General features: G+C 46.5%; 23 protein-coding genes and 1 pseudogene. 3 read left to right on the top strand and 21 right to left on the bottom strand.

The window, feature by feature from the left end; all coding sequences use genetic code 11:
• Window positions 1–11 precede the first annotated feature (11 nt).
• The 7 genes from rpsP to A4V09_RS05205 form a co-directional block, all read right to left on the bottom strand.
• Entirely contained in the window at window positions 12–257 is a 246-nt protein-coding gene (rpsP, locus tag A4V09_RS05240) for a 30S ribosomal protein S16 (RefSeq protein WP_065541413.1), read from the bottom strand.
• Between the two features lie 35 nt (window positions 258–292).
• On the bottom strand, window positions 293–1,639 hold the full coding sequence (gene ffh, locus A4V09_RS05235; RefSeq protein ID WP_065541412.1) for a signal recognition particle protein: 1,347 nt from the start codon (window positions 1,637–1,639) through the stop codon (window positions 293–295).
• Between the two features lie 3 nt (window positions 1,640–1,642).
• Complete coding sequence (ylxM, locus tag A4V09_RS05230) at window positions 1,643–1,987, bottom strand: YlxM family DNA-binding protein (protein ID WP_065541411.1); 345 nt, start codon at window positions 1,985–1,987, stop codon at window positions 1,643–1,645.
• A 116-nt stretch (window positions 1,988–2,103) separates the two neighbouring features.
• Complete coding sequence (locus A4V09_RS05225; RefSeq protein ID WP_065541410.1) at window positions 2,104–2,769, bottom strand: sigma-70 family RNA polymerase sigma factor; 666 nt, start codon at window positions 2,767–2,769, stop codon at window positions 2,104–2,106.
• 303 nt (window positions 2,770–3,072) lie between these two features.
• A complete protein-coding gene (locus A4V09_RS05215) occupies window positions 3,073–3,291 on the bottom strand; it encodes a hypothetical protein (protein ID WP_065541408.1) in 219 nt (72 codons plus the stop codon).
• A 147-nt stretch (window positions 3,292–3,438) separates the two neighbouring features.
• On the bottom strand, window positions 3,439–3,738 hold the full coding sequence (locus A4V09_RS05210) for a helix-turn-helix domain-containing protein (RefSeq protein ID WP_065541407.1): 300 nt from the start codon (window positions 3,736–3,738) through the stop codon (window positions 3,439–3,441).
• A 15-nt stretch (window positions 3,739–3,753) separates the two neighbouring features.
• Window positions 3,754–3,948 carry a hypothetical protein gene (locus A4V09_RS05205; RefSeq protein ID WP_065541406.1) on the bottom strand — a complete coding sequence of 65 codons (195 nt, stop codon included), beginning with the start codon at window positions 3,946–3,948 and terminating at the stop codon, window positions 3,754–3,756.
• 984 nt (window positions 3,949–4,932) lie between these two features.
• On the opposite strand from A4V09_RS05205, the gene A4V09_RS05200 reads away from it, so the two are divergent.
• Entirely contained in the window at window positions 4,933–5,583 is a 651-nt protein-coding gene (locus tag A4V09_RS05200) for a TetR/AcrR family transcriptional regulator (protein ID WP_065541405.1), read from the top strand.
• 145 nt (window positions 5,584–5,728) lie between these two features.
• On the opposite strand, the gene larE is transcribed toward A4V09_RS05200, so the two are convergent.
• Together larE and larC are read right to left on the bottom strand one after the other, a co-directional pair.
• Entirely contained in the window at window positions 5,729–6,565 is an 837-nt protein-coding gene (larE, locus tag A4V09_RS05195) for an ATP-dependent sacrificial sulfur transferase LarE (RefSeq protein WP_065541404.1), read from the bottom strand.
• A gap of 2 nt (window positions 6,566–6,567) precedes the next feature.
• Entirely contained in the window at window positions 6,568–7,887 is a 1,320-nt protein-coding gene (larC, locus tag A4V09_RS05190; RefSeq protein ID WP_065544644.1) for a nickel pincer cofactor biosynthesis protein LarC, read from the bottom strand.
• A gap of 243 nt (window positions 7,888–8,130) precedes the next feature.
• Here larC and A4V09_RS05185 point away from each other — a divergent pair, with 243 nt between their 5' ends.
• Window positions 8,131–9,246, top strand: a complete 1,116-nt coding sequence (locus A4V09_RS05185; RefSeq protein ID WP_065541403.1) for a DUF362 domain-containing protein — start codon at window positions 8,131–8,133, stop codon at window positions 9,244–9,246.
• A gap of 202 nt (window positions 9,247–9,448) precedes the next feature.
• Here the strand turns inward: A4V09_RS05185 and A4V09_RS25150 are convergent, their stop codons facing one another.
• From A4V09_RS25150 to A4V09_RS05130, 12 genes and pseudogenes are all read right to left on the bottom strand, one after another.
• Window positions 9,449–10,018, bottom strand: coding sequence for an MFS transporter (locus tag A4V09_RS25150; RefSeq protein ID WP_242963964.1), 570 nt, complete (start codon window positions 10,016–10,018; stop codon window positions 9,449–9,451).
• A gap of 16 nt (window positions 10,019–10,034) precedes the next feature.
• Window positions 10,035–10,664: pseudogene (locus A4V09_RS25145) on the bottom strand (MFS transporter); the annotation flags it as partial.
• Window positions 10,665–10,994: 330 nt separating this feature from the next.
• The gene (gene ilvA / locus A4V09_RS05175) at window positions 10,995–12,206 is read right to left on the bottom strand and encodes a threonine ammonia-lyase (RefSeq protein ID WP_065541402.1); all 1,212 of its coding nucleotides are present in this window, start codon (window positions 12,204–12,206) and stop codon (window positions 10,995–10,997) included.
• Window positions 12,207–12,217: 11 nt separating this feature from the next.
• Window positions 12,218–13,156, bottom strand: a complete 939-nt coding sequence (gene ftsY / locus A4V09_RS05170) for a signal recognition particle-docking protein FtsY (RefSeq protein ID WP_065541401.1) — start codon at window positions 13,154–13,156, stop codon at window positions 12,218–12,220.
• Between the two features lie 8 nt (window positions 13,157–13,164).
• Complete coding sequence (smc, locus tag A4V09_RS05165) at window positions 13,165–16,725, bottom strand: chromosome segregation protein SMC (RefSeq protein WP_065541400.1); 3,561 nt, start codon at window positions 16,723–16,725, stop codon at window positions 13,165–13,167.
• The gene (gene rnc / locus A4V09_RS05160; RefSeq protein ID WP_065541399.1) at window positions 16,716–17,426 is read right to left on the bottom strand and encodes a ribonuclease III; all 711 of its coding nucleotides are present in this window, start codon (window positions 17,424–17,426) and stop codon (window positions 16,716–16,718) included. The genes smc and rnc overlap by 10 nt, the downstream gene beginning before the upstream one ends.
• Before the next feature lie 120 nt (window positions 17,427–17,546).
• Window positions 17,547–17,777 (bottom strand): acyl carrier protein, encoded by a 231-nt coding sequence (gene acpP, locus A4V09_RS05155; RefSeq protein WP_065541398.1) that lies wholly within the window; start codon window positions 17,775–17,777, stop codon window positions 17,547–17,549.
• 77 nt (window positions 17,778–17,854) lie between these two features.
• Window positions 17,855–18,865: a phosphate acyltransferase PlsX gene (gene plsX / locus A4V09_RS05150; protein ID WP_065541397.1), complete on the bottom strand. Its 1,011-nt coding sequence runs from the start codon at window positions 18,863–18,865 to the stop codon at window positions 17,855–17,857.
• A 119-nt stretch (window positions 18,866–18,984) separates the two neighbouring features.
• On the bottom strand, window positions 18,985–19,791 hold the full coding sequence (locus tag A4V09_RS25140) for a hypothetical protein (RefSeq protein WP_065541396.1): 807 nt from the start codon (window positions 19,789–19,791) through the stop codon (window positions 18,985–18,987).
• A gap of 164 nt (window positions 19,792–19,955) precedes the next feature.
• Window positions 19,956–20,141: a 50S ribosomal protein L32 gene (rpmF, locus tag A4V09_RS05140; protein WP_018597460.1), complete on the bottom strand. Its 186-nt coding sequence runs from the start codon at window positions 20,139–20,141 to the stop codon at window positions 19,956–19,958.
• Window positions 20,142–20,143: 2 nt separating this feature from the next.
• Entirely contained in the window at window positions 20,144–20,671 is a 528-nt protein-coding gene (locus tag A4V09_RS05135) for a YceD family protein (protein WP_065541395.1), read from the bottom strand.
• A 58-nt stretch (window positions 20,672–20,729) separates the two neighbouring features.
• Window positions 20,730–21,932, bottom strand: coding sequence for an acetate/propionate family kinase (locus A4V09_RS05130; RefSeq protein WP_065541394.1), 1,203 nt, complete (start codon window positions 21,930–21,932; stop codon window positions 20,730–20,732).
• 241 nt (window positions 21,933–22,173) lie between these two features.
• On the opposite strand from A4V09_RS05130, the gene A4V09_RS05125 reads away from it, so the two are divergent.
• The gene (locus A4V09_RS05125; RefSeq protein ID WP_065541393.1) at window positions 22,174–23,424 is read left to right on the top strand and encodes a nucleotidyltransferase; all 1,251 of its coding nucleotides are present in this window, start codon (window positions 22,174–22,176) and stop codon (window positions 23,422–23,424) included.
• Window positions 23,425–23,474: the final 50 nt, after the last annotated feature.

Here is a 23,474-nt window from a genome sequence, read left to right as displayed (position 1 = left end):
CTCCCGGAATCCTATTTTTCGATACCAGCTGCTTTGAAGATTTTAGCAACAACTTCTGTAGGCTGTGCACCGCTAGCCAGCCATTTTTTTGCTGCTTCCTCGTCTACTTTGTAAACGCTGGGATCCTGGTTCGGATCGTATGTTCCAATCTCCTCGATGAATTTACCATCTCTCGGGGATCTGGAATCTGCAACGATGATTCTATAGAAAGGAGCTTTTTTCTGTCCCATTCTTCTTAATCTGATTTTTACTGCCATCTCTTTCACCTCCTGGCTTATTTTTCTTCTATATGTTAAAAGGGAAGTTTGAATTTTCCTCTTTTACCACCTTTACCGCCCATGAGTCCGGGCATCTGTTTCATCATTTTCTTGGCCTGTTCAAACTGTTTGACCAGACGGTTGACCTCCGTCATATCCACGCCTGCGCCTTTGGCGATTCTCGCCTTTCTGGATGGGTTCAGGATTTCCGGATGGGAGCGCTCTCTCGGTGTCATGGATAGGATCATGGCTTCTTTTCTTGCCATATCTTTCTCGTCCACCATGCTGTCAATATCTTTTATCTGACTGCCCATACCGGGTATCATATTCAATACGCTGGATATGCCGCCCATGTTCTTCATCTGGTTCATGCTTTCCAGATAGTCGTCAAAACCAAAAGAATTCTTGCGGAATTTCTGTTCCATCTCCTTGGCTTTTTCTTCGTCCAGGTTTGCCTGGGCCTTCTCGATCAGGCTCATAACATCGCCCATTCCCAGAATACGGGATGCCATACGGTCCGGATAGAACTGCTCCAAATCCGATAATTTTTCTCCCATACCCACAAATAAAATGGGTTTGCCTGTGACCGCCTTGATGGATAACGCTGCACCGCCTCTGGCATCGCCGTCTAATTTGGTGAGGATCACCCCATCAATGCCGACTTTCTCTCCAAAGGTTTCTGCCACATTTACCGCGTCCTGACCAGTCATGGCATCTACTACCAACACGGTCTGATCCACTTCAATGGCTTCCTTGATGTTTGCAAGCTCTTTCATCATGTCTTCATCTATATGAAGACGGCCTGCAGTATCCAAAATCAAAACATTGAATTTTTCTTTTTTTGCATGTTCGTAAGCTGCCTTGGCAATATCCACAGGGTTCTGTCTATCTCCCATGGAGAAAACATCCACGCCCTGTTTTTCCCCGTTCACCTGTAACTGGGTGATGGCTGCCGGACGGTACACGTCACATGCTGCGAGGAGAGGTTTGCGTCCTTTTGACTTCAGCTTTCCGGCCAGCTTCGCTGTTGTGGTGGTTTTACCTGCACCCTGGAGACCAGCCATCATAATGACTGATATCTCGCCGCCCGGCTTTAATGCCAGCTCTGCAGTCTCGCTGCCCATCAGATTGACCAGCTCTTCATTTACAATCTTGATCACCATCTGGCCCGGATTCAATCCTGACATGACATCAGCACCTACTGCCCGCTCCTGAACGGATTTCATAAATTGCTTTACCACCTTGAAGCTTACGTCAGCTTCCAGAAGCGCCATTTTTACTTCCTTCAGCGCTGCTTTAACATCAGCTTCGGTCAGACGGCCTTTTTTTCTCAAGTTTTTAAATACATTCTGAAGTTTATCGGTTAAGCTCTCAAATGCCATCTGCTATAACTCCTCTAATATTTCCTGGGAAATGTGTTCCACTTCTGTGACCAGTTCCTGTTTGCTCATGGCCTCACAGTGTCCGGTCAATTCCCGGATGCGGTGGATCTTTTCCTTGATACTCACAAACTTCTCCACCAGATGCAGTTTGTCCTCGTAATCCTGCAGGATTTTACCGCAGCGCTTCACATTGTCGTGAACACCCTGCCGGCTGATCTCCAAATCTTCGGCTACCTCGCTCAAAGAATAGTCATTCAGCACTACATCCTCGTATATTCTGCGCTGGTGCTCGGTTAGGAGCTCACCATAGAAATCGTATAGTAAAGTCTGTTCAACAATTTTTTCCACTCGTCATCACCTTGTGTATCATACAACATCTTTTTCATGGTGTCAAGTGTTTTTTCTTTACAGAGTTTTCCCTACTCCCGTCTACCTTCGCTTGACTTATCTTTAACTTGATTATATTATATTCTACCTTGATAGTGGTGCATGAGCACAATCTTTCTTTCCTCTGGATTCAAAATTTCCATTGCCCCAGTTAAAGCCTCATGTAATTCCCTTTGGTAAACACTCCCGATTACAGCTTCTTCCAAAATTTTATCATCTGGTATAAAATCCGCAAGTCTACGCTGTTTCCCTTCTCCATCTGACATATAGCTATCAAAGCTCATTTGGTTCATGGCGTTTTCAGCACTTTTCAAGATTTCATAGGCAGCAGGAGAAAGTCTGAGTGCATTCTTACACGTTTCATCATCAGGATATTTCCCATGCTCTAAAAAATATCTTTTCTGATATTCCATATGCTTCACATAATTATTTTTCAGATATTCCGGCACTCTCACCAGACCGCCGCAATTGGCATGATAGCGGTATAACGCTTTCCGGATATGGAACTTCGCATAGCTGAAGAACTTAACACCGACAGAAAAGTTGTAACTATCTACTACTTCTAGCAATCCGAAATATGCCTGCTGTTTTGCTTCTTCGAATCCTTCTTCACGGGATTGTAAACCCGTAAGTCTATGTACAATCGAATCAATCAAACCTTGATTATTTTCCCATAACAAACTTAGATTTTCTTTCCTGTTTGTACCTTCCCGAATCAGCTCCACTAATTTCTCGTTACTCATGTTTCTCACCACCTCCAGATTGACATTGCTTCAGCCCTATACTAAAATAGCTTTTACAGACATATTGAGGGGCTACCTGGTAGGGTGGCTCTTTTCTTTTGTATATTTTTCTTTTATCTTTATTGGTAATGGTACTGGTTATGGTGCTGGTACTGGTTACACCGGATTTTCCTACGGACTGTCCGGTGGATTGTCCACGGATTTTCCTACGGACTGTCCGGTGGATTGTCCACGGATTTTCCGCCGGACGTTTTTGTTCCTCTCTTTTTATGGAGTGACATTTCAAAAATCGGCTTTTGATTTTCACAACTTTATCTTCTCATCCATCTTTTGAGATATTTCTTCGAGTTCTTTCCACATCCGCTTATTTTCAGCCTTTACCTCCGATGTTTCTAAAATCTCATTCAAACATCGAAAAAGAGAATCCACAAGTTCCTCATATGGCTCATTTTGTTTAATTGCCTTGTCAATAGCTTCTGATATGCTTCTATATTTTGCTTTCAATTCCTCGTAATCACTCAATATTATCCCCCTCCTCTGGAAATGGTTTTTCTCTCACACTCTCTTTTCCGTGTGTATCTGTTATTATTTATTCTGTTAATTTTTATACTGTTATTATTTAGGGGTTGATTTTCAAGATATTGAAATTCAACCTCTCGAATTTCGAGACTATGAAAAATCAGCCCTATGAGTAATTTTATATACATTGTGTCCTGCAAGATTTCCAACCTTCTCACGTTCACGGACAACAACTCCGGAATCTATGAGAATAGACATATATTTATTAAATCGCTGTTTTCCCATGCAAAGCTCTTTCTGCATTGTTTCCACTCTTGGATAACACGTATCACCATTACCAGCGAAGCTACACAAGTAAGCATAAATTGCTTTAGATTCTGGCGGTATATCCGGATTTCTCATAATTTCACGGTACACAATTCCATACCCTCCTCTTGCCGTCTCTTTCATTCATTGCCGCCCCTCCTATTCACTGATCCCATCAAGATACTGCTGAATCTTTTTTACGTTCCAGAGAACTCGGCGGCCTATTGTAATTCTCGCATTGGCAGCAGTACCAATATCTGTAGCTGCTTTCCTGCCGACATGCAACATATTCATTAACTCCGGTGTATCGACAGAAATAACCTGTCCTTTGATTCCTTCTGTTGTTTTCCTCATATTATCCGCTCCTATCTTTTTTATCTGTTTTCAAATATCGTAACTAATCAGCTGATAGACAGAGAATAGCATATGCTTTAATTTTAATCAAATCGGTAAAACACCTTATTTTTGTGCATTTTATGTATATGCGCTTTTTACCATAAATCACAAAATTTACATCGTATCAACTGCTCGATTTACTTTTTATTTTGTCCCAGGATTGTCCGGCGGACAGTCCACCGGACGCACTGTCATAATGACGAAATTCCGCATATCTAAAAAAAATTAGAGCCTCCATACTTTTACAGTATAGAAAGCTCTATCCTAAAATCCTATTTCAATTCGAATTTGTCACAGTGTTGTCACAAAACCAAAATTTTGCACCTTGAAAGTACCATATTTACCACATTCCCGAACAAATCATATCAAGTGTTTTTTCTTGACATTCTTTTGTAATGAATATATCAGCAGGGTTTACACATGTCTCCCTATTTTATAAATATAAATCTTCCCTGAAATATCTGCACCATTTAAGTCTGTTATCTTATCTGGCACTTTTGCACAGAAATAACTTCTGTCAGGTTTACGATTTCCGGTTTTAATCAATTTCGTATGTCACTCACAATTGATAGCTTCATCACCTATATATTTTGTCAATTCTTTCTCTACTGTTTTTCTATTCTTTTCCGGAGAACAGGGAAAAAAGATGATACAATATTTCACCTTTTCTTTCCTGCAAACCGGCTTCCAGCGTCTTAAGTGATTTCTCTATTCCTTCATCAAAAATCAATGAGGTCTCATATCCATCTTATCCTCCTTTTCCGCACAGTCTCCTGTTTGTCTCTTTCCGGCTAATTTTGAATGAATTCTTTTTTATATAATATTCATTGTAACAGTTTTTCGTTGTAATGTCCACGTAATCTGTGATATTATGTAAAAAATAGATGTAAAAAGTTTCTGGTCACGGAGTGAAACGTTACGCAGAAAATAAGGGGGGATTTCATGCAGTATGCCAATGGGATTTTGACAAAGGAAATGATTTATCAGACTGCGCGGGAGCTGATGTACGAAAAAGGATACAAAAAGACCACTTATCAGATGATAGCCCAAAAAGCCGCTGTACCGGTAGGGCTGGTCAATTACCATTTTAAAAAACAGGAGTTGCTGAATCGAATATATATGGATTATCTCCGTCAAATAAAGGATTTCATTGCCAGTCAGGTAGAAGGGCTTCTGGACAATGAGCTGCAGGCGCACATGGTGCAGTCTAATATTATGATGATGCAGATTTTCAGTGATCCGCACATTCTCTCTTTCCATCTGGAAGTCAATGAGAGTGACTTGGTTCCCGGCGAATTCCATCAGGCAGTGAGAAAAAAACAGGTGGAGATCCTGAAATATTTCCATGTGGATATTACACCCGAATCTTATTATTGGTGTGCCACCGCAGAGTACGGTGCAAGACGTGAATTAATCTTACAAAATAAAGATGTGGATATAAGAAGCAGCGATTTCCAACGGCTTTTAGACTTGCTTCCCACCATAGCGGTCCGTATTGCAGGATTAAGTCCGGTAATCATTCAGCAGAATCAGAAAAAGGCCAATGAAATATTTGCCGGACTGGATTATTCCCATATTCTTATGCTGCCCTGACACGTAACTGCAGGACAGACGCACAACGAGGGTGCTGCGAAACTTTCCGGTTCCACAACGCCCTCATTTTGAGATCTTTTATATTTTCTTTTCCATAGGATATATCATATACCATTTTTTCCCTGTCTGCAAGCAGAACCGTATTTTATTTTTCGACTTTCCTTTCCTGCAGTGTCTCATCCATGCTGCCGCTGCGGAATCCTTCCATATCCAGGGTGATATAAGAAAAGCCCATCGCTTTTAGTTTCCCTGTAATTTCCTCCCGTTTTTCTAAAAAGGCAGCAAAATCTGATACGGGAATCTCAATTCTGGCAATATTTCCATGCAGGCGAAGCCTGACCACGGAAAACCCTGCCTCTTTCAGATAAGTTTCCCCACGCTCAAGCATTCTTAAAAGTTCCGGCTGCAAATCCGCCCCATAAGGAAGCCTGGTGGCCAGACAGGGGGCAGCCGGACGGTTTGCCACGGAGATTCCCAGTTTATGGGCAAGGCTTCTCACCTCCTGTTTTGTCAGGCCCGCCTCGGCAAGGGGACTTTTTACTCCCAGCTCCCGCACGGCCTTCAGCCCCGGGCGGTATACATGCAGGTCATCTTCATTGGTTCCCTCCAAAACCGTCGCTGCGTGGACCTTTTCAGCAAATGCAGTCAGATTTTTAAACAGCATTTTCTTGCACTGATAACATCTGTCCACCGGATTGTGTCTTATATCCGAATTCTCCAGCTCATTGATAAATATCACCTGATGGATGGCCCCCATCTCTTTCGCCACTTTTTTTGCAATTTCCAGGTCACAGGAAGGATGCAGGACTGTGTCAAAAGTCACTGCATATATCTTTGTGTCCTTTTTGGCACATTCCACAGCCACCTTGAGCAGAAGACTGCTGTCCGTGCCGCCGGAAAAGGCGATACATACGTCCTCGCCGATATATTTCTTCATAATAGAAAATAAGGTTTCTTCTTTCTCCGTAAATTTCTGCTCCATTCTCACTCTCCGTCTTTATTCCTGCCTGCCGCCTCTGCGGCTTCCCTGTACATCTCTGGGAAACTGCGGTCTGCTGCCCTGCTGACTGCTCTGATATCCTCGTACTCAGGATAGTAGAATTCCTGCCCGTGATGGCTGCATTTCTTGACCCTGGCCTGCTGCCCGTCCCTAAGTGTGACGGTTATGATCTCCCTTGGAAGTATACTCCGCTCCTCCCTGTATTTTCTCAGGCCGATACTTGTGGTCTCCCGGAAAAGAATCGTTTCCATTTTCTCCTCATCTTCGGGTCTGCATATAACCTGAAGCATGTAGGCCGGGCGGTTTTTTTTCATATATACCGGCATACAGCAGGTATCCAGCGCATCGGCGTCCAAAAGACATTCCATGGCATATCCCAGCTGTTCGCCGGAACAGTCATCCACATTTGTCTCTATCACGGATACCACGTTCTGTGTGATCCCGGTATTTTCTTTATCAGTATTCTCCGCCTGCCCCGAAAACCGGCCGGCAGCCTCTGCGTCAGCCCGGTCCATCACGCTCTCTGTGAATCCGGCCCTTGTCTCTGTATTCAATATCATAGCGCGCAGAATATTGGCATGGGGAAAGTCTTTCTTGCCCGCGCCGGTTCCCGTCTTTTCCACCACAAAGCGGTCAGGCAGTTTTCCTCTCCCAGACAGTGCCGCCACAATTCCGGCCCCGGTAGGCGTGATCATCTCTCCCTCCACAGGTGTGAATTTAACAGGAACCCTGTGTTCTGCCAGCATCTCCAGCACAGCGGGCGCCGGTACCGGGATCCTGCCGTGCTGACACCAGGTGGTACCCTTCCCCTCCCATAGCTCAGATGCCGTTATGCTGTCAAATCCCAGCCTGTAAAGGCATATGGCTGCTGCCGTAATATCCACAATGGAATCCACTGCTCCAACCTCATGAAAATGAACCTCCTCCACAGGCGTACCGTGGACTTTTGCTTCCGCCTCTGCAATGACGCGGAAAATCTTTAAAGTCATTTCCTTTACATGGGCATTTAAGTCTGAATGGCTGACCAGCCCGCAGATTTCCTTAAAGCTGTTGTGGGAATGACTGTGGACATGCCCTCCGTGATGGTGATGCCCTTCCCCCTCTTCTGTCAAGATCACGTCAAAATCCATTGCAGTGATCTGATTTTTCTTTGTCCGTGATATTTTTATTTCATAGCCGTCCAGATGCAGCTTCTCCAATTCCTGCCTCAGATAGGCTTCTTCCACACCCAGATCAAGAAGTGCGGCAACTGTCATATCACCGCTGATTCCCGAGTAACATTCCAGATATAATTCTCTGCTCATTTTTCTGCTCCTGTCTATGTATATTTTTATCAGCCGGATTTTTGCCGCAGCACCATCCGGTCCCATGAGTTCCTTCACATACGCTATCTATTTTATCACACTTTTACAGAACTGAAAATGTCAGAAATTGACATATATGCATAGAACTGTTCAAATATTGCTATTTTTCAGTTTTTCTCTTGTATCTCTTATAGTAAAATGCTAAAATTATCTCCAGAATACATAGATTGGAGGATGAAACAAATGACAGCATCTAAAGTATATTACTCAGACCTTCGTGTAAAAAATGGAGACAACCTGCTGACAAAGCTTCAGCGTTTAATTAAATCAGCCGGTATTGGTGAAATTGATTTTGAGGACAAGTACACTGCCATCAAAATGCATTTTGGAGAGCCCGGAAATCTGGCTTTTCTTCGCCCAAACTACGCAAAGGCCGTTGCTGACGTGGTAAAAGAATTAGGAGGAAAACCATTTCTTACGGACTGTAACACCCTGTATGTAGGCGGCAGGAAGAATGCCCTGGACCATCTGGACAGCGCAAATTTAAACGGCTTTAATCCTCTCACCACCGGCTGCCAGGTATTGATCGCCGATGGCCTGAAAGGAACCGATGAATCTTTGGTGCCTGTGGAGGGCGGCCAGTATGTGAAAGAGGCCAAAATCGGCCGCGCAGTTATGGATGCAGACGTTTTCATTTCCCTCACCCATTTTAAGGGCCATGAAGCCACCGGATTTGGCGGTACACTGAAAAATATCGGTATGGGATGCGGTTCCCGTGCAGGCAAAATGGAAATGCACAGTGCCGGAAAACCTCACATAGATCAGGATTTGTGTATTGGCTGTAAGCAGTGTGCTAAGGTCTGCGCCCATAATGCACCACAGTTTGAGAACAAAAAAGCCTTTATTGGCCATGACAAATGTGTAGGCTGCGGCAGATGTATCGGTGTCTGTCCCAAGGATGCCGTACAGCCGGCTTCGGATGAATCCAATGACATCTTAAACTGCAAGATTGCAGAGTATACAAAAGCTGTTGTGGATGGACGTCCCTGCTTCCATATCAGCCTTGTGATCGATGTATCTCCCTACTGTGACTGCCATGCGGAAAACGACGCAGCGATTGTTCCCAATGTGGGAATGTTTGCCTCTTTTGACCCCATTGCCCTGGACCTGGCGTGCGCAGACGCGGTAAATGCCCAGCCTGAGATTGCCAACAGCCGCCTGGGTGAATTGAAAAAAGAAGAAGCCCATCATGACCACTTCCACACCATTTTCCCTGAGACTAACTGGGAATCATCCATTGAGCATGGTGTAAAAATCGGTCTTGGCCAGAAAGAGTACGAACTTGTAGAAGTGAAATAAAAAAATGAGCATGGCGGGCCAAGACACCTCCGCTTTGGCGGTGAGATATTTTGACTCCGCCGGCTCACAGCCCTGCCTGATTGGCAGGGCTTTTTTAGACTTACCGGTCAATCCGCACCCTTATTCCTCTGTTTCTTACCTGTTTATTCTCTATTCTTTCTCTGCTCAATTTCAGCCGAGTATCCCTCCACTGCTTTTCCGGTCAGCCGGTATCCAAATACCATAACGGCTGCAAGATCACCATTGCTACTGCCGGGATCAATGTAAATCCCATGCTGATCCCCCTTGCCAGCTTCGCAGTCGTCTCCCCTGACTGTACAATGGCTGATGAAAATCCGGCCATTGCAAGACATGCATTAATCAATATCCCGCGGCTCACCACTCCTATTTTCAGCGGGATATTGCTCAGGCCCATGATCAGCCCGGTTGCATTGACACCTGTCTTATACTCACTATAGATAGCACAGTCAGCGTAGAGCGCAGGCGCACAGGCATTTGTCATGGTGCAGAAAAACTGCGCGATACTTACGAATACGAGCACTGCCCATGTACTGCTGTAGAAAACAAAACCTAATACCAATACCACTACCATGGCAATATAAGAATATATTACGGTATTTCTGGCTGATACCTTTCCCGCTGCACTTTTTGAAAGGTACGATGCCGCAACTCCCAGAAGATTGGAAACCAGGATAAATGTGGCTGTCAGTCCCGGCTGCTTTGCGACATAGGTAAAAAAGTAAACTGCGATCCTCCGCACCGGTCTCCTCATATCCTTCAAACATCTTAAAATGTGCAAAATAACCTGCTGCCATCAGCACGCCAAATACAAACGCTGCCGCACCGTAGGAATTTTCTGCACCCACTACAGATGCCAGGATCGCCACTGTTCCGGGACCTACATAGGAGTACAGTACCATTCCCAGTGTTGCCCAGACAGCTCTTGTGGAGGAAAGGGCCATTCTGTCTTCCGGTGTCTTTGCCGCAATATTGATCATGGAGATATTGGCCACAAAAGGTATGTTCCATGCAATATGGCTGGTGATCGTGGCAATGATGATAATGACAACCGCCGCCACTCCGTCATTCAGCTTTATAAACTGAAATGCATAGAGAAACGGAACAAGCCATGGGATCACCGCAAGCCATGACCTGTATCTGCCCCATTTCATGGGCTTCATAGTATTTAAAAACGCGCCGTACGCCCAGGACAGCGCTGCATCCACAAGACTGGACACTGTGGATATCAAAGTTACGATCGGAAGTGCAAACTTCGCAATATCCGTCAGGAAAAACTGGAAATAATAGGTTTCAATATTGGTCATCAAATTAAAACCCATATCTCCTACACCAAAAAACCGTCTCAATGATTTACTGATTCCGGAACTTCTCTTACTGTTTCCCTCTTTTTCCTTCATACATATCACACTCTCTTTGACAGCGGCCTTGTTTCCAAGGTATCTTCAGTGACATTAAACCGGTCAGTCTATTAAATATACAATAGCATTCTGTCATTGTTTTTACAATGTTTTACGTTTAATTTTTGAATATTTATCTAATTATACCAATTTTACAGTCTTATTTTTCGTCTATTTTACAACTGTGATATGTTAAATGATCAAATCATGATCTATCTGAAGATTTTTTTGCCACACCGAAGGGCTTCTTTATAACACAAAAAACGCCGGCATTCTGGTATCTTCCGTACCAAAATGCCGGCATCCTGCCTATCACATCATTTCACTTGTTTACAGATTGGCTGTTATCTGTTTCGGACGGTATCCCTCATCCTCCAGCGCTTTTATGATCTGGTTTTTATGGTCTGTGCCAAATGCCTCGATGGTGATCTTAAGCTCCACGGCAGCGGAACGGTTGGCGCTGATAAACTGGTTGTGGTCCAGTTTGACTACATTGCCCTGCTGCTGGGCAATGACAGATGCCACACGGACCAGCTCACCCGGCTTATCCGGCAGAAGAACCGATACGGTAAAGATCCTGTCCCGCGCGATCAGTCCCAACTGTACCACAGAGGCCATGGTGATCACATCCATATTTCCGCCGCTTAAAATAGATACCACTTTCTTGCCGGTAAACTTCAGATGTTTTAAAGCCGCCACAGTCAGAAGGCCTGAATTCTCCACGATCATCTTGTGATTTTCCACCATGTCCAAAAATGCCACGATCAGTTCCGAGTCCTCAACGGTTATGATCTCATCCACGTTTTTCTGGATGTAAGGGAAAATGTGATCTCCGGGGCGTTTCACTGCAGTACCGTCCGCAATGGTGTTTACGCCGTCCAGGGTCACAACTTCCCCTTCCTTTAAAGATGTCTGCATACAGTTGGCGCCCGCCGGCTCCACGCCGATCACCTTGATATTGGGATTCAAAAGCTTTACCAGGGTGGATACCCCTGTGATCAGGCCGCCTCCCCCGATGGGTGCCAGAATGTAATCCACCAATGGCAGCTCCTTGATGATCTCCATGGCAATGGTTCCCTGTCCCGTCGCCACAGCCGGGTCATCGAAGGGGTGAATAAAGGTGTATCCGTGCTCCTGTGCCAGCTTATAGGCATAGTCACAAGCTTCATCATAGACATTTCCATAGAGCACCACCTCTGCCCCGTAGCTCTTGGTACGTTCTACTTTGATCAGCGGTGTGGTGGTAGGCATGACGATGACAGCTTTTGCACCAAATGCTTTTGCCGCGTAGGCAACGCCCTGGGCGTGGTTGCCCGCTGAGGCTGTTATCAGGCCCTTACCGCGCTCCTCCTCAGACAGCGTGCTGATTTTATAGTAGGCGCCGCGGAGCTTATAAGCTCCTGTCACCTGCATATTTTCCGGTTTTAAGTAAACTTTGTTGCCGGTCTGCGCACTGAAATAGTCGCTGTAGGCCAGCTTGGTGTCCTGCGTCACTTTTTTTACGATTTCCGACGCTTCTTCAAATTTCTCCAGGGTCAGCATATTTTTCTCCTTTACTCCTTGATGTCGAAAAGCGCGTTTACGAATTCATCGGAATTAAATTTCTGCAAATCGTCAATGCTCTCTCCTACCCCTATATATTTCACCGGAATGTCTAGCTCAGATTCGATTGCCACTGCAATTCCGCCTTTTGCCGTTCCGTCCAGTTTCGTTAATATAATGCCTGTCACATTGGCAACTTCATTGAACTGTCTGGCCTGCAGAAGGGCATTCTGCCCTGTGGTGCCGTCCAGGACAACCAGAGTCTCCAGATAGGCCTCCGGATATTCCCGCTCAATGATGCGGTAAATCTTTCTCAGCTCCTCCATCAGGTTTTTCTTATTGTGAAGACGCCCTGCCGTGTCACACAGAAGCACATCCGCATCCCTGGCTTTTGCCGCCGCAATGGCGTCGTAGACCACACTTGCAGGGTCTGCGCCTGACTGACCGCCGATCAGCTCCACTCCGGCCCGGTTCGCCCACTGGGTAAGCTGTTCCCCTGCTGCTGCCCGGAAGGTGTCTGCTGCTGCCAGGATCACTTTTTTTCCTTGGTCTTTCAGCTTGCCTGCCAGCTTGCCCACCGATGTGGTCTTACCCACACCGTTTACCCCAATGACCAGTATCACGGACTTGCGGTGCTCAAACTCATACGCAGTCTCCCCCACAGCCATCTGGGATTTGATACTTTCCATTAGGAGCTGTTTGCACTCCTGGGGGTCTTTGATCTTCCTCTCCGCCACCTGGGCCTTTAGCTCCTCAACAATATGGGTGGTTGCATTGATCCCCAGATCACCCATAACAAGGATTTCTTCTATCTCTTCATAAAAATCGTCATCAATACTGGAATATCCGCTGAAAATGGAATCTATGCCGGATACAATATTTGCCCTGGTTTTGGAAAGTCCCGCCACCAGGCGTTGAAAAAAGCCTTTTTTTTCTTTCTCCTCTGCCATATGCCCTCCTATTTGTCCAAATCATTTTCTATAAGATTAACGGAAACAAGTGTGGACACACCTTTTTCCTGCATAGTGATACCATACAGACGATCCGCAGCCGTCATGGTACCTCTTCTATGTGTTATAATAATAAATTGTGTATTTTTTGTCAACTTGTGCAGATATTTTGCGTAGCGGGTAACATTGGAATCGTCCAGAGCCGCCTCAATCTCATCCAGCAGACAGAAAGGGGACGGCTTCAGGTTCTGGATGGCAAACAGCAGTGCTATGGCAGTCAGGGCTTTCTCACCACCGGAGAGCTGCATCATATTCTGCAGCTTTTTGCCCGGAGGCTGGGATATGATACGGATGCCTGCCTCAAGGATATCCGCATCCTCATCCAGTTCAAGTGTACCTTTTCCACCGCCGAACAGCTCTTTGAACGCTTTGTCAAATTCGATGCGTATCTGTGAAAATTTCTCCTCAAACTGATTGCGCATTCCTGTGTCCAGTTCCTCAATGATCCCAAGAAGCGTCTGTTCTGCCTGTACCAAATCCGCATGCTGGGTACTTAAAAAGGTGTGGCGCTCTGACAGCTCCTTGTACTCCTCAATGGCATTCACATTCACATTGCCCAGCTTTTTGATCTCTTCCCTGACAATTCCCAAAGCTTTTTTGATCTCCGAACGCTCCATCAGCTCCCTGAAGTCCTGCCCCATTGCCTGGCCGTAGGTCATCTCGTATTCCTCCCACATATAGTTGACCTGATTCTCCTGGCTTTCCTCCAGCTTTTCCTTCTGGCTGGTGAGGCGGTAACACTCCTTGTCTAAAAGATTCATTCTGGCTGACAGCTCGTCCCGCTTGTCAAAAAAGGATTTGTGGGTGCGGTTCATCTCTTCCTTGCGCTGAAGGTACTCCTGCATCTTTGCCTCGTCCTCCACCGCTTCCTTCTGGGCGCGCTCAATGGTCAGCCGTATTTCCTCAATATCCCTGACTTTTTTCTCCATATCGGCCTTGCCGTTTTTAAGACTTCCAAGCAGAGATCCCATCTGCTCCTTCAGACTGCCCGTCTCCTCTTTCAGTCTTGACAGGTTTTCCTCCAGGAATCCTCGCTTTGACGTCAGATTAGCCGTTTCCAAATGTGCCTGCTCCAGGCTTCTGGAATGTGCAGTCTCCAGCTTTTTCTTCTCATCCAGAGCTTCCTGGTTAATGGTGATGGCATCCTCCAGGGCTTTTTCCTGGGCTGCGCTTGTCTCCAGTTCCAGGCGGATGGAATCACTGTTCTCGGAGATCTCAGCCACCTGTTTTTCCAGCTCCGCATTCTCTTTTTTCAGGCTTTCATAGCCATCCGCGATCTCCTGCTTTTTGGCATCCATGGACTGCAGGTTCATGCGCACTGTGTTGTCCCGCAGGTACTGTTCCTGTAGAAGCTCTCCCAGACGTGCCACCTCCCCGCGGAAGTGGTTCCTCTTCTCCCGGTAACCGTCCAGTTCCGCCTGCTTCTCTTCCAAATCCTTTTTCAGCATTTCTACACTGTTTCTGAGTTCGTCGATTTCCCGCCGGCGTCCCAACAGGTTGCTGTTATTTTTAAAGGCACCGCCTGTCAGGGAACCGCCCGGATTCAGAGATTCCCCCTCAATGGTCACCATACGGATGGTATACTGATATTTCCTGGCAATGGCGATACCATGGTCAATATGGTCCACCACCAGGGTTCTGCCCAGCAGGTAATTGGTAAGCCCTTCATATTCCGCATCCACAGTCACCAGCTCACTGGCAACCCCGATGACACCCGGCTCTTTCAGGGCCGCGGCATTGGCAAAGGGCTTTTTATTTTTCATGCTGGTAAGAGGCAGGAACGTGGCACGGCCATATTTGTTCCGTTTCAGGAAGGTGATCAGCTCCTTGGCTGTGCCCTCATTGTCTGTAACTATGTTCTGGATACTGCCGCCCAGGGCAGTCTCGATGGCTGTCTCATAATTCTTCTGGACTTTGATCAAATCCGCCACAACACCGCGGATGCCCGGAACATTTTTTTTCTGCTCCATGACACGGCGGATGCTGTTGCCGTATCCGTCATAGCGCTCCGTAATGTTCTGCAGGGATTCCAGGCGGGATGCCTCCCTGTGATAAGCCGTCTGTCCAAGATCCAGCTCTCTGCCGGCTTTGGAGATCAGCGCCTGACAGCGTTTTATCTCATCCTCGCTGTGATTGCTCTGTCTGGTGAGCTTTTCTATGTTCTCCTCTATCTCCTGCTGCTCTTTTTCATAGCGCTCTTTGGCATCCCTCTGCTGGCTTGCCTCGCTTTTCAGGCGCAGGAGCTTTTGGTTTAACTCTGTCTTTCTGAGGGAAATCTGCTCCATCATAGCGTCATAGCGCTGCATCTTTCCCTTTGTGGAGGCCCGCATATTGAGGAGCTCTATGATTTCATTTTTGTCCTCCTCAATCTTTTCCTCCAGTTTGTGAATCTCAATAGCCAGGTCCCTGAACTGCTTCTTCGCCCCTTCCTGGGCTGCTTCCGCCTCCGCAAGTCTGGCGTCCAGCTCGCTCTTTTCCCTGGTGTATTTTTCTGCATCCTCCAGGCGTCTGGCGATCTCGCCTTCCAGGTGCTTTACCCGTTCCCGGTACTGCTCATCGCTTTGCCTTGCCGCGTGGATCTGCTCATTCAACACATTGATCTGACCTTCCAGCTGTTGTTTCAATAAGGCCTTTTGGGTGGATTCCTCCCTGAACTGCTGGATATTCTCCTCCAGCTCCTCCAGTTCTTTTTCCAGTTGTTCGTACTCTGTCTTTGTGGTTTCAAAGCTTTTGGTGGTCTCCTCCAGGTCGCTTTGGGCGATCCTGTATTTTCCTTCCACCTCACGGAGCTGCTCTTTGATCCGCTCCATTTCCGAGAGGAACATCTGGGTATCCAGGCCTTTTAATTCCTCTCTTTTCTTTAGATAGATCCTGGCTGTCTCAGACTGTCTCTCTAAAGGGGCGAGCTGTCTTGTGAGTTCTGACAGAATGTCGCTGACACGGGTCAGGTTCTGCTGTTCCTCCTCCAGTTTTTTAAGGGCTGAGGCTTTTCTCCGCTTAAATTTCACGATTCCGGCCGCCTCGTCAAAAAGCTCTCTTCTCTCCTCCGGCTTGCCGCTCAATATCTTGTCGATCTGGCCCTGTCCGATGATGGAATAGCCCTCTTTTCCGATACCGGTATCATAGAACAGCTCATTTACATCCTTCAACCGGCAGGAAGTGCCGTTCATGAGATATTCACTCTCACCGGAGCGGTACAGCCTTCTGGCTATGGTGACCTCCTCGTAGTCGATGGGGAGCTGGTGGTCGCTGTTGTCAAGGGTAATAGCAACATAAGCGAATCCCAGGGGTTTTCTCGTCTCCGTACCGGAGAAGATAACATCCTGCATATTACCCCCTCGAAGCTGTTTGGCGCTCTGCTCGCCCAGTACCCAGCGGACAGCATCGCCTACGTTGCTCTTGCCGCTGCCGTTTGGACCTACAATACCGGTGATGCCGTTATGAAATTCAAATGTTATCTTGTTGGCAAAGGATTTAAATCCCTGCACTTCAATGCTCTTTAGATACATAAATCACCTTTGTCGTTTTTCAGTTTTTTAATGGCGCAGTAAGCTGCCTGCTGCTCCGCTGCCTTCTTGGTGTGGCCGCAGCCCTCTCCCAGCACCTTTTCTCCCAAAAGTGCCTGCATATAAAAGGATTTGTTGTGGTCAGGCCCTTCCTCCCGAAGGAGCATATAGCGCACATCCTCCTCATACCTGCCCTGCACGATCTCCTGAAGTGTAGTCTTGCTATCATAAAAGAGCTGTTTATTCTCAATATCATTCAGGATAAATTTCTGAACGAACTCTTTTGCATTAGCAAAACCGCCATCCAGGTAAATGGCACCAAGCAGTGCTTCCATAGCGTCTGACACGATGGAATCTCTCCTGCGGCCTCCTGTGGCCTCCTCGCCTTTACCCAGAAGCAGATATTCCCCCAGCGACAGTTCTCTTGCACAGAGAGCCAGTGTAGGCTCACAGACCATGCTGGCACGCTTCTTCGTCAGTTCTCCTTCCGGCATCTGGGGATGTTTTTCAAATAAAAATTCACTGGATGTCAGTTCCAGCACCGCATCTCCCAAAAACTCCAAACGCTCATTATTTCCCACATAGGAAATTCTGTGTTCATTGGCATAGGAGCTGTGGGTCATGGCATTTATAAGCAGATCAAAATTCTGAAATTTATATCCTGTCTTTGCCTCCAGTTCCATGAGTTTTTTCAAGTTTTTCATAGTTTTCCTTTCCGGGACTTATCCCGCTTTTTTTATTGTTTTAGAAAAAGAGGATGTCACCAAATCCCCGGAAGATTCAGATGGAATCTGGCAGCCGGATTTGGGACATCCGATTTGTCATTAACCAATCAGTTTTTTAATCTCTTCCACCGCATCGCCTACGGATACGATTTTCTCCGCCTCCTCTGTGGGAATCTCGATATCGAACTCCTCCTCAATGCCCATGATGATTTGAAAAATATCCAGAGAATCGGCTCCCAGGTCTTCTACAAATGTGGTCTCCATGGTAACCTCATGGGCATCCACATTTAAAACCTCCGCAATAATCTTCTGTAATTTTTCCAGTTCCATCTCTTTTCCTCCTTATGCTTTTCCTTTTATCTGATGTTTCCCTCCACACACGGTCATTCACCGCGTGCAGCCATGGCCTATTTTGATGAAATAATATTCTTTCCGATCCGTTCACTGATGTTCTGTTCTTTGAACGAAATACACTGGATGATGGAGTTCTTCACCTCCGAAGACTTGGAACTTCCATGGCATTTCACCACAAGTCCCTTCAGGCCTAAAAGCGGCGCTCCGCCGTACTCGCTGGCATCAAAGCTTTTTAATGTGGATTTGAGTGCCGGTTTCACCAAAAGAGCGCCTATTTTGCTGCGCAGGGTTGTCATCATGCCCTGCTTCACCTTGGAGATCAAAGTGGCTCCCACACCCTCGTATAGCTTCAGGATCACATTTCCCACAAAGGCTTCTGTCACTATAACATCTGCCGCGCCGTTGGGAATTTCCCTGGCTTCAATGCTGCCGATAAAATTAATATCCTCACATTCTTTCAGCAGCGGATATGTCTCTTTTACCAAGGCATTTCCTTTCTCCTCCTCGACACCTATGTTCACGATTCCCACACGGGGCTTGCTGACACCCATGACATGCTCCATGTAGATAGATCCCATGCGGGCGAACTGCACCAGATGGGAGGAACGGGCATCTACATTAGCGCCGCAGTCTATTAAGAGAGACACACCGTCTCTTGTGGGGATCAGCGGGGCCAAAGGTGCTCTCTCCACACCTTTGATCCTGCCCACAATGGTAGTGCCTCCCACCAGGATGGCTCCGGAGCTTCCTGCGGATACGAAAGCGTCTGCTTCCCCTTTCTTCACCAGCTTCATCCCCACCACGATGGAGGAATCCTTTTTGCCCCGGATCGCGGCAACCGGCGGTTCTCCTGTCTCTATAACCTGGGATGCGGGAACAATTTCAATCCTCTCTAAAGAATTGCCGCAGGCCTCCAATTCTTTTTTTACAGCCTCTTCCCGGCCTACCAGAAGTACCTTCAGGTTTGCTTTTTCTTTCACAGCGTCTACTGCACCTTTGACAATTTCCGCCGGTGCATTGTCGCCTCCCATGGCATCCACTGCCACAATTGTCATATTCTCCATATTCTGCCTCCTGTATTCTGCAAATAATTTTACCAGACATCCTTTAAAACCGCAAGAGGGCTGCTGTAAAAGATATTCTTTTACAGCAGCCGCCTGCCATTTTTATACTATTTTCTTATTTACTGCATTTTTCCGTCACTGCCCAGATGATAGCCTTCCACATCGGTATCTGCTGCCATGGAACCGTCATCGTTCAGATAATACCAGGCGCTGCCTTCCTGATACCAGCCTTTTCTCATATAGCCATGGTCATCAAAGGTATACCACTTGCCCTCAATCTCCAACCACTGGCTCTTGGGATAGGTGCCGTCCCCGTAATCGTACCACCAGCCTTTATCAGATTCTGTCCAGGTTCCGGAAGTTTTCTCCTTCTTCTCTTTCTTTTCGTCCTTCTTTTCCTCTGATTTTTTCTTCTCGGCATCCTTGCTTTCCGCGTCATCAGACACGATGATCTCTGCCGTATCACTGGTTATGCCATTTGTGGAGGAACCGATGGTACTGGTCGCCACCACATAATAGAACATGGTCTTTGCCTCATTGGTAGGAGGGGTAAAGGTGTTCTTTGTCTCCCCTTCCACCGGAGTACCGCCTCCGTTGGTGTTCGTCTGGCTCTGGTACCACTGGTAAGTGATGACACCTTTGTCCGATGTCTTCACCTCCACTTTCAGGGCTTCTGCCTTATCTCCGGTCTTATAAGTAACGGAACCGCTGAGATTTGTAGTGAACTCCGGTTTTGCAACCGCAACCTCCGGTTCCTGCGTCTTATTCTCATCATCCTTCTCACTGCTTTTATCTGTATTCTCCGGCTTGGGGTCTGTCTTTTCCAGCACCTTGTCCATCACCTTTTCCCCGCTGCAGCCCGTCACGGCAAAAGTAAGGCATCCGACTGCAAGAAGCAGAATCCCTTTCTTTAACCATTTATTCATCCATCTTCCTCCTTTAATAGAAATGTGATTTTTGATTCATCGGTTGTAATTCCAGTTCTATATTAACTTGTTTTTACATAAACCGCAAGGTTTTTTATAGATTTATTACAAAAATATTACAAAAAAGCCTCCTGGTTGTCCAGAAGGCCTTTCTCATGCATGAATTATTCTTCACCCATTTTGATGATTTCTTTTTTGTTGTAACTTCCGCAAGCTTTGCATACTCTGTGTGGCATCATTAAGGCTCCACATTTGCTGCATTTTACTAAGTTCGGAGCGCTCATTTTCCAGTTAGCTCTTCTTTTATCTCTTCTTGCTTTTGAAGTTTTATTTTTTGGACAGATGGACATAGTTACACCTCCTTAAATTTGCTAAATATATCACGGATTGCTGCCATTCTCGGATCGAGGCTTTCCTGCTCGCAGGAACAGGGGCCGTCATTTAAATCTTTGCCGCAATGGCTGCAGATTCCCTTGCAGTCCTCTTTACACAGGACCCGTAAAGGCCAACGGATTAAAATCTCATTATGCACTAACTGCTCAACATCCAGGCTACAACCTGTGACATAATTAATTTCATCTAAGTCTTTTATCCTGTCTTCCTCCGAAACTTTCATATCCATATCTCTTTCCAGTGCAAAGGGAAAGTCCACCGGAACCCCTTTTAAACAGCGGTCACAGGGAATGGACAGAGTTACACTGCCTTTTGCTTCCAGGTGCAGAACCTTTTTGCCGGTATTCGTTATTGTAAGAACTACAGGCTCTTTTGCCTTCACAGGAAAGCTGCCTAGTTTCGATTGAAAGGAATCCATGGAAACAGGTGCTTCTATGACCTGTGTCTTTCCTTCCAGGGATAAAATTTCTGATAAATCAATTAGCATAATAGTCTCCTAATCACACCTAGTAAATTATACATAGGGATTTTCAATTTGTCAACTATTATTTCTCATTCTTGACTAATTCTGCTGTTTCCTGACAGATTGCAAGCTCTTCGTTGGTGGGAACCACGGCAACTTTCACTTTGGAATCTGCAGTGGAGATGATCATGTTCTCTCCGCGTTTCTGGTTTGCTTCCTCGTCCAGGGTGATTCCCAGGTAAGAAAGGCTGTTGACAACCGTCTCACGAACCGGGATGGCATTCTCACCGATGCCGCCTGTGAAAGCGATGGCGTCCACGCCGTTCATAGCTGCCACATAGGAACCAATGTATTTTACAATACGGTAGCACAGGCAGTCAACGGCTCTCTTGGCATCCGGGTTTCCCTGTTCTCTGGCTTCGTTTAAGTCACGGAAGTCACTGGACAGACCTTGGGACAGACCTAACAGTCCGGATTCTTTGTTCAGGATGCGCACCATCTCTTTTACGTCAATGTTTTCTTTTCCGCAGATGAATTCCAGAACAGCCGGATCCAAATCACCGGAACGTGTTCCCATTACAAGACCTTCCAGAGGAGTCAGTCCCATGCTGGTGTCCACACATTTGCCGTTCACAACCGCGCTGATAGAGGAACCGTTTCCTAAATGCGCTACGATCACTTTGGAGTTGTCCGGATCAAGTCCCAGGAATTTAATGGTCTCTTTGGATACGAAACGATGGGAAGTTCCGTGGAAACCGTATTTGCGGACTTTATATTTGTCATAATATTTGTACGGAATCGCATACATGTATGCTTTCTCCGGCATAGTCTGATGGAAAGCTGTGTCGAACACTGCCACGTTTGGCTTGCCGGGCATCAGTTCCATACATGCGCGGATACCCATTAAGTTAGCCGGGTTGTGCAGCGGTCCCAGGTCACAGCACTCTTCAATAACAGAGATAACTTCGTCATCAATGATACAGGAATCGGAAATCTTAGCACCTCCGTGCAGGACACGGTGTCCGATCGCTTCCACTTCGTCCAGGCTCTTTAATACACCTGTCTTCGGGTTTACTAAAGCGTCAAGAACCATTTTGATGGCCTCTGTATGGGTTGGCATTGCTGCTTCTGTTGTCTCTTTCTCACCGCCTGCCGGCTGATAAACCAGTCTTCCGTCAATGCCGATACGCTCGCATAAGCCTTTTGCAGCAACTTCTTCTGTGTCAGAATTGATCAACTGGAATTTCAGGGATGAACTTCCGCAGTTTACTACTAATACGTTCATGTTTTTTCCTCCGTTATCATACATCTTCGCGGCCAAAACAGCCACGTTTGGTATCATTATACATCTTTTCAAAAAATGGTACAAGGGCACTGTTTAAATTTACGGGCAAATTTTGTATTCTTTTAGGAACATGTAACGGGAAAATATAAATGGTTGTCTGAAGACAGAATATTTGTTATATTTAAACCAATAATAAAGGACAAGTGTAACAGACATTCATACAGAAGGGAATAGGGATCCTATGAGCAGAATCACCGGAATCATTGCCGAATACAATCCTTTTCATAAAGGCCACGCGTATCATCTAAAAAAAGCCAGAGAGCTTACAGACGCTGAGCACCTTGTAGTGATCATGAGCGGAGATTTCGTGCAGAGAGGAGCGCCTGCCCTGTTTGACAAATACCTCCGCACCCGCATGGCTCTTTTGAACGGTGCGGATCTGGTGCTGGAACTGCCTGTTTCAAGCGCCTGCGCAAGTGCGGAATATTTTGCTTCCGGTGCCGTCCATGTGCTGGACCGGCTTGGCTGCGTGGATGCGCTCTGTTTTGGAAGCGAATCCGGGGATACCACGGCACTGGCTGCATGCGCGGAAGCTCTTTTAACGGAACATACCGCTTATCAGCATACTCTTCGTTCCCTTTTAAAAAAGGGCTATTCTTTTCCTGCTGCCCGCAAAGAAGCTTTTGCAGCCCTTAACCGGTCCGAATCTCTGTCCGGGCTTCTGGATTCCCCCAACAATATCCTTGGCCTGGAATATATAAAGGCCCTGAAGCGGTCAAACAGTAAAATACAGCCCTCTGCCCTGAAGCGTGAAGGCGCGGGATATCATGACAAGGACCTGTCCGCTTCTTTTTCCAGTGCCACCGCCATCCGAAACTATTTAAAGGAAATCCCAGCAGGAGTTAAAAATGTACCATCCGTCTATGGCAAATTTCTCACAAAGACCATGCCTAGATCAGCTGCCCTGCTGGCAGCGGACAGGCTTTCCGGGGAATCTCCTGTTTGGGATGATGATTTTTCACTGCTGCTCCGCTACAAACTCATGCTGCATACCCCCCAAGAGCTCAGCATGTATTCTGATATGTCCCCGGAATTGGCCAGACGTATCCATGCCCGTTTAAATGAATACCAAAGCTTCTCTCAATTTTCGGCCCTGTTAAAAACACGGGAGCTGACGTACACCCGTATCAGCCGGGCGCTTCTCCATGTGCTTCTCAATATAAAAGCAGAGGAACGCCCTATTTCCGTGCCCCCTTATGCTCGAATACTGGGCTTTAAAAAGGCTGACAGGGGCCTTCTTCGGGAAATTAAAGCAAAGGCGGAGATTCCGCTCATCACCAAAGCAGCGGATCACCAAAAGCTGCTGGGTGAGACAGCCCGGGAAAAATTCCGGCAGGACTTGTTTGCCTCCAACCTGTATGAAACGGTCCGCACACAAAAAAACGGGACCGCTTTTGTAAATGATATACAAAAGCCTCCCGTTATCCTTTAGCATATGTCTGAAACTCCAGCCCGACACGCCCCAGCGTTCCATCCGGCTGC

This window comes from Blautia pseudococcoides, from assembly GCF_001689125.2.
Classification (GTDB): domain Bacteria; phylum Bacillota; class Clostridia; order Lachnospirales; family Lachnospiraceae; genus Blautia; species Blautia pseudococcoides.
This window is presented reverse-complemented; position numbering and strand designations above follow the sequence as displayed.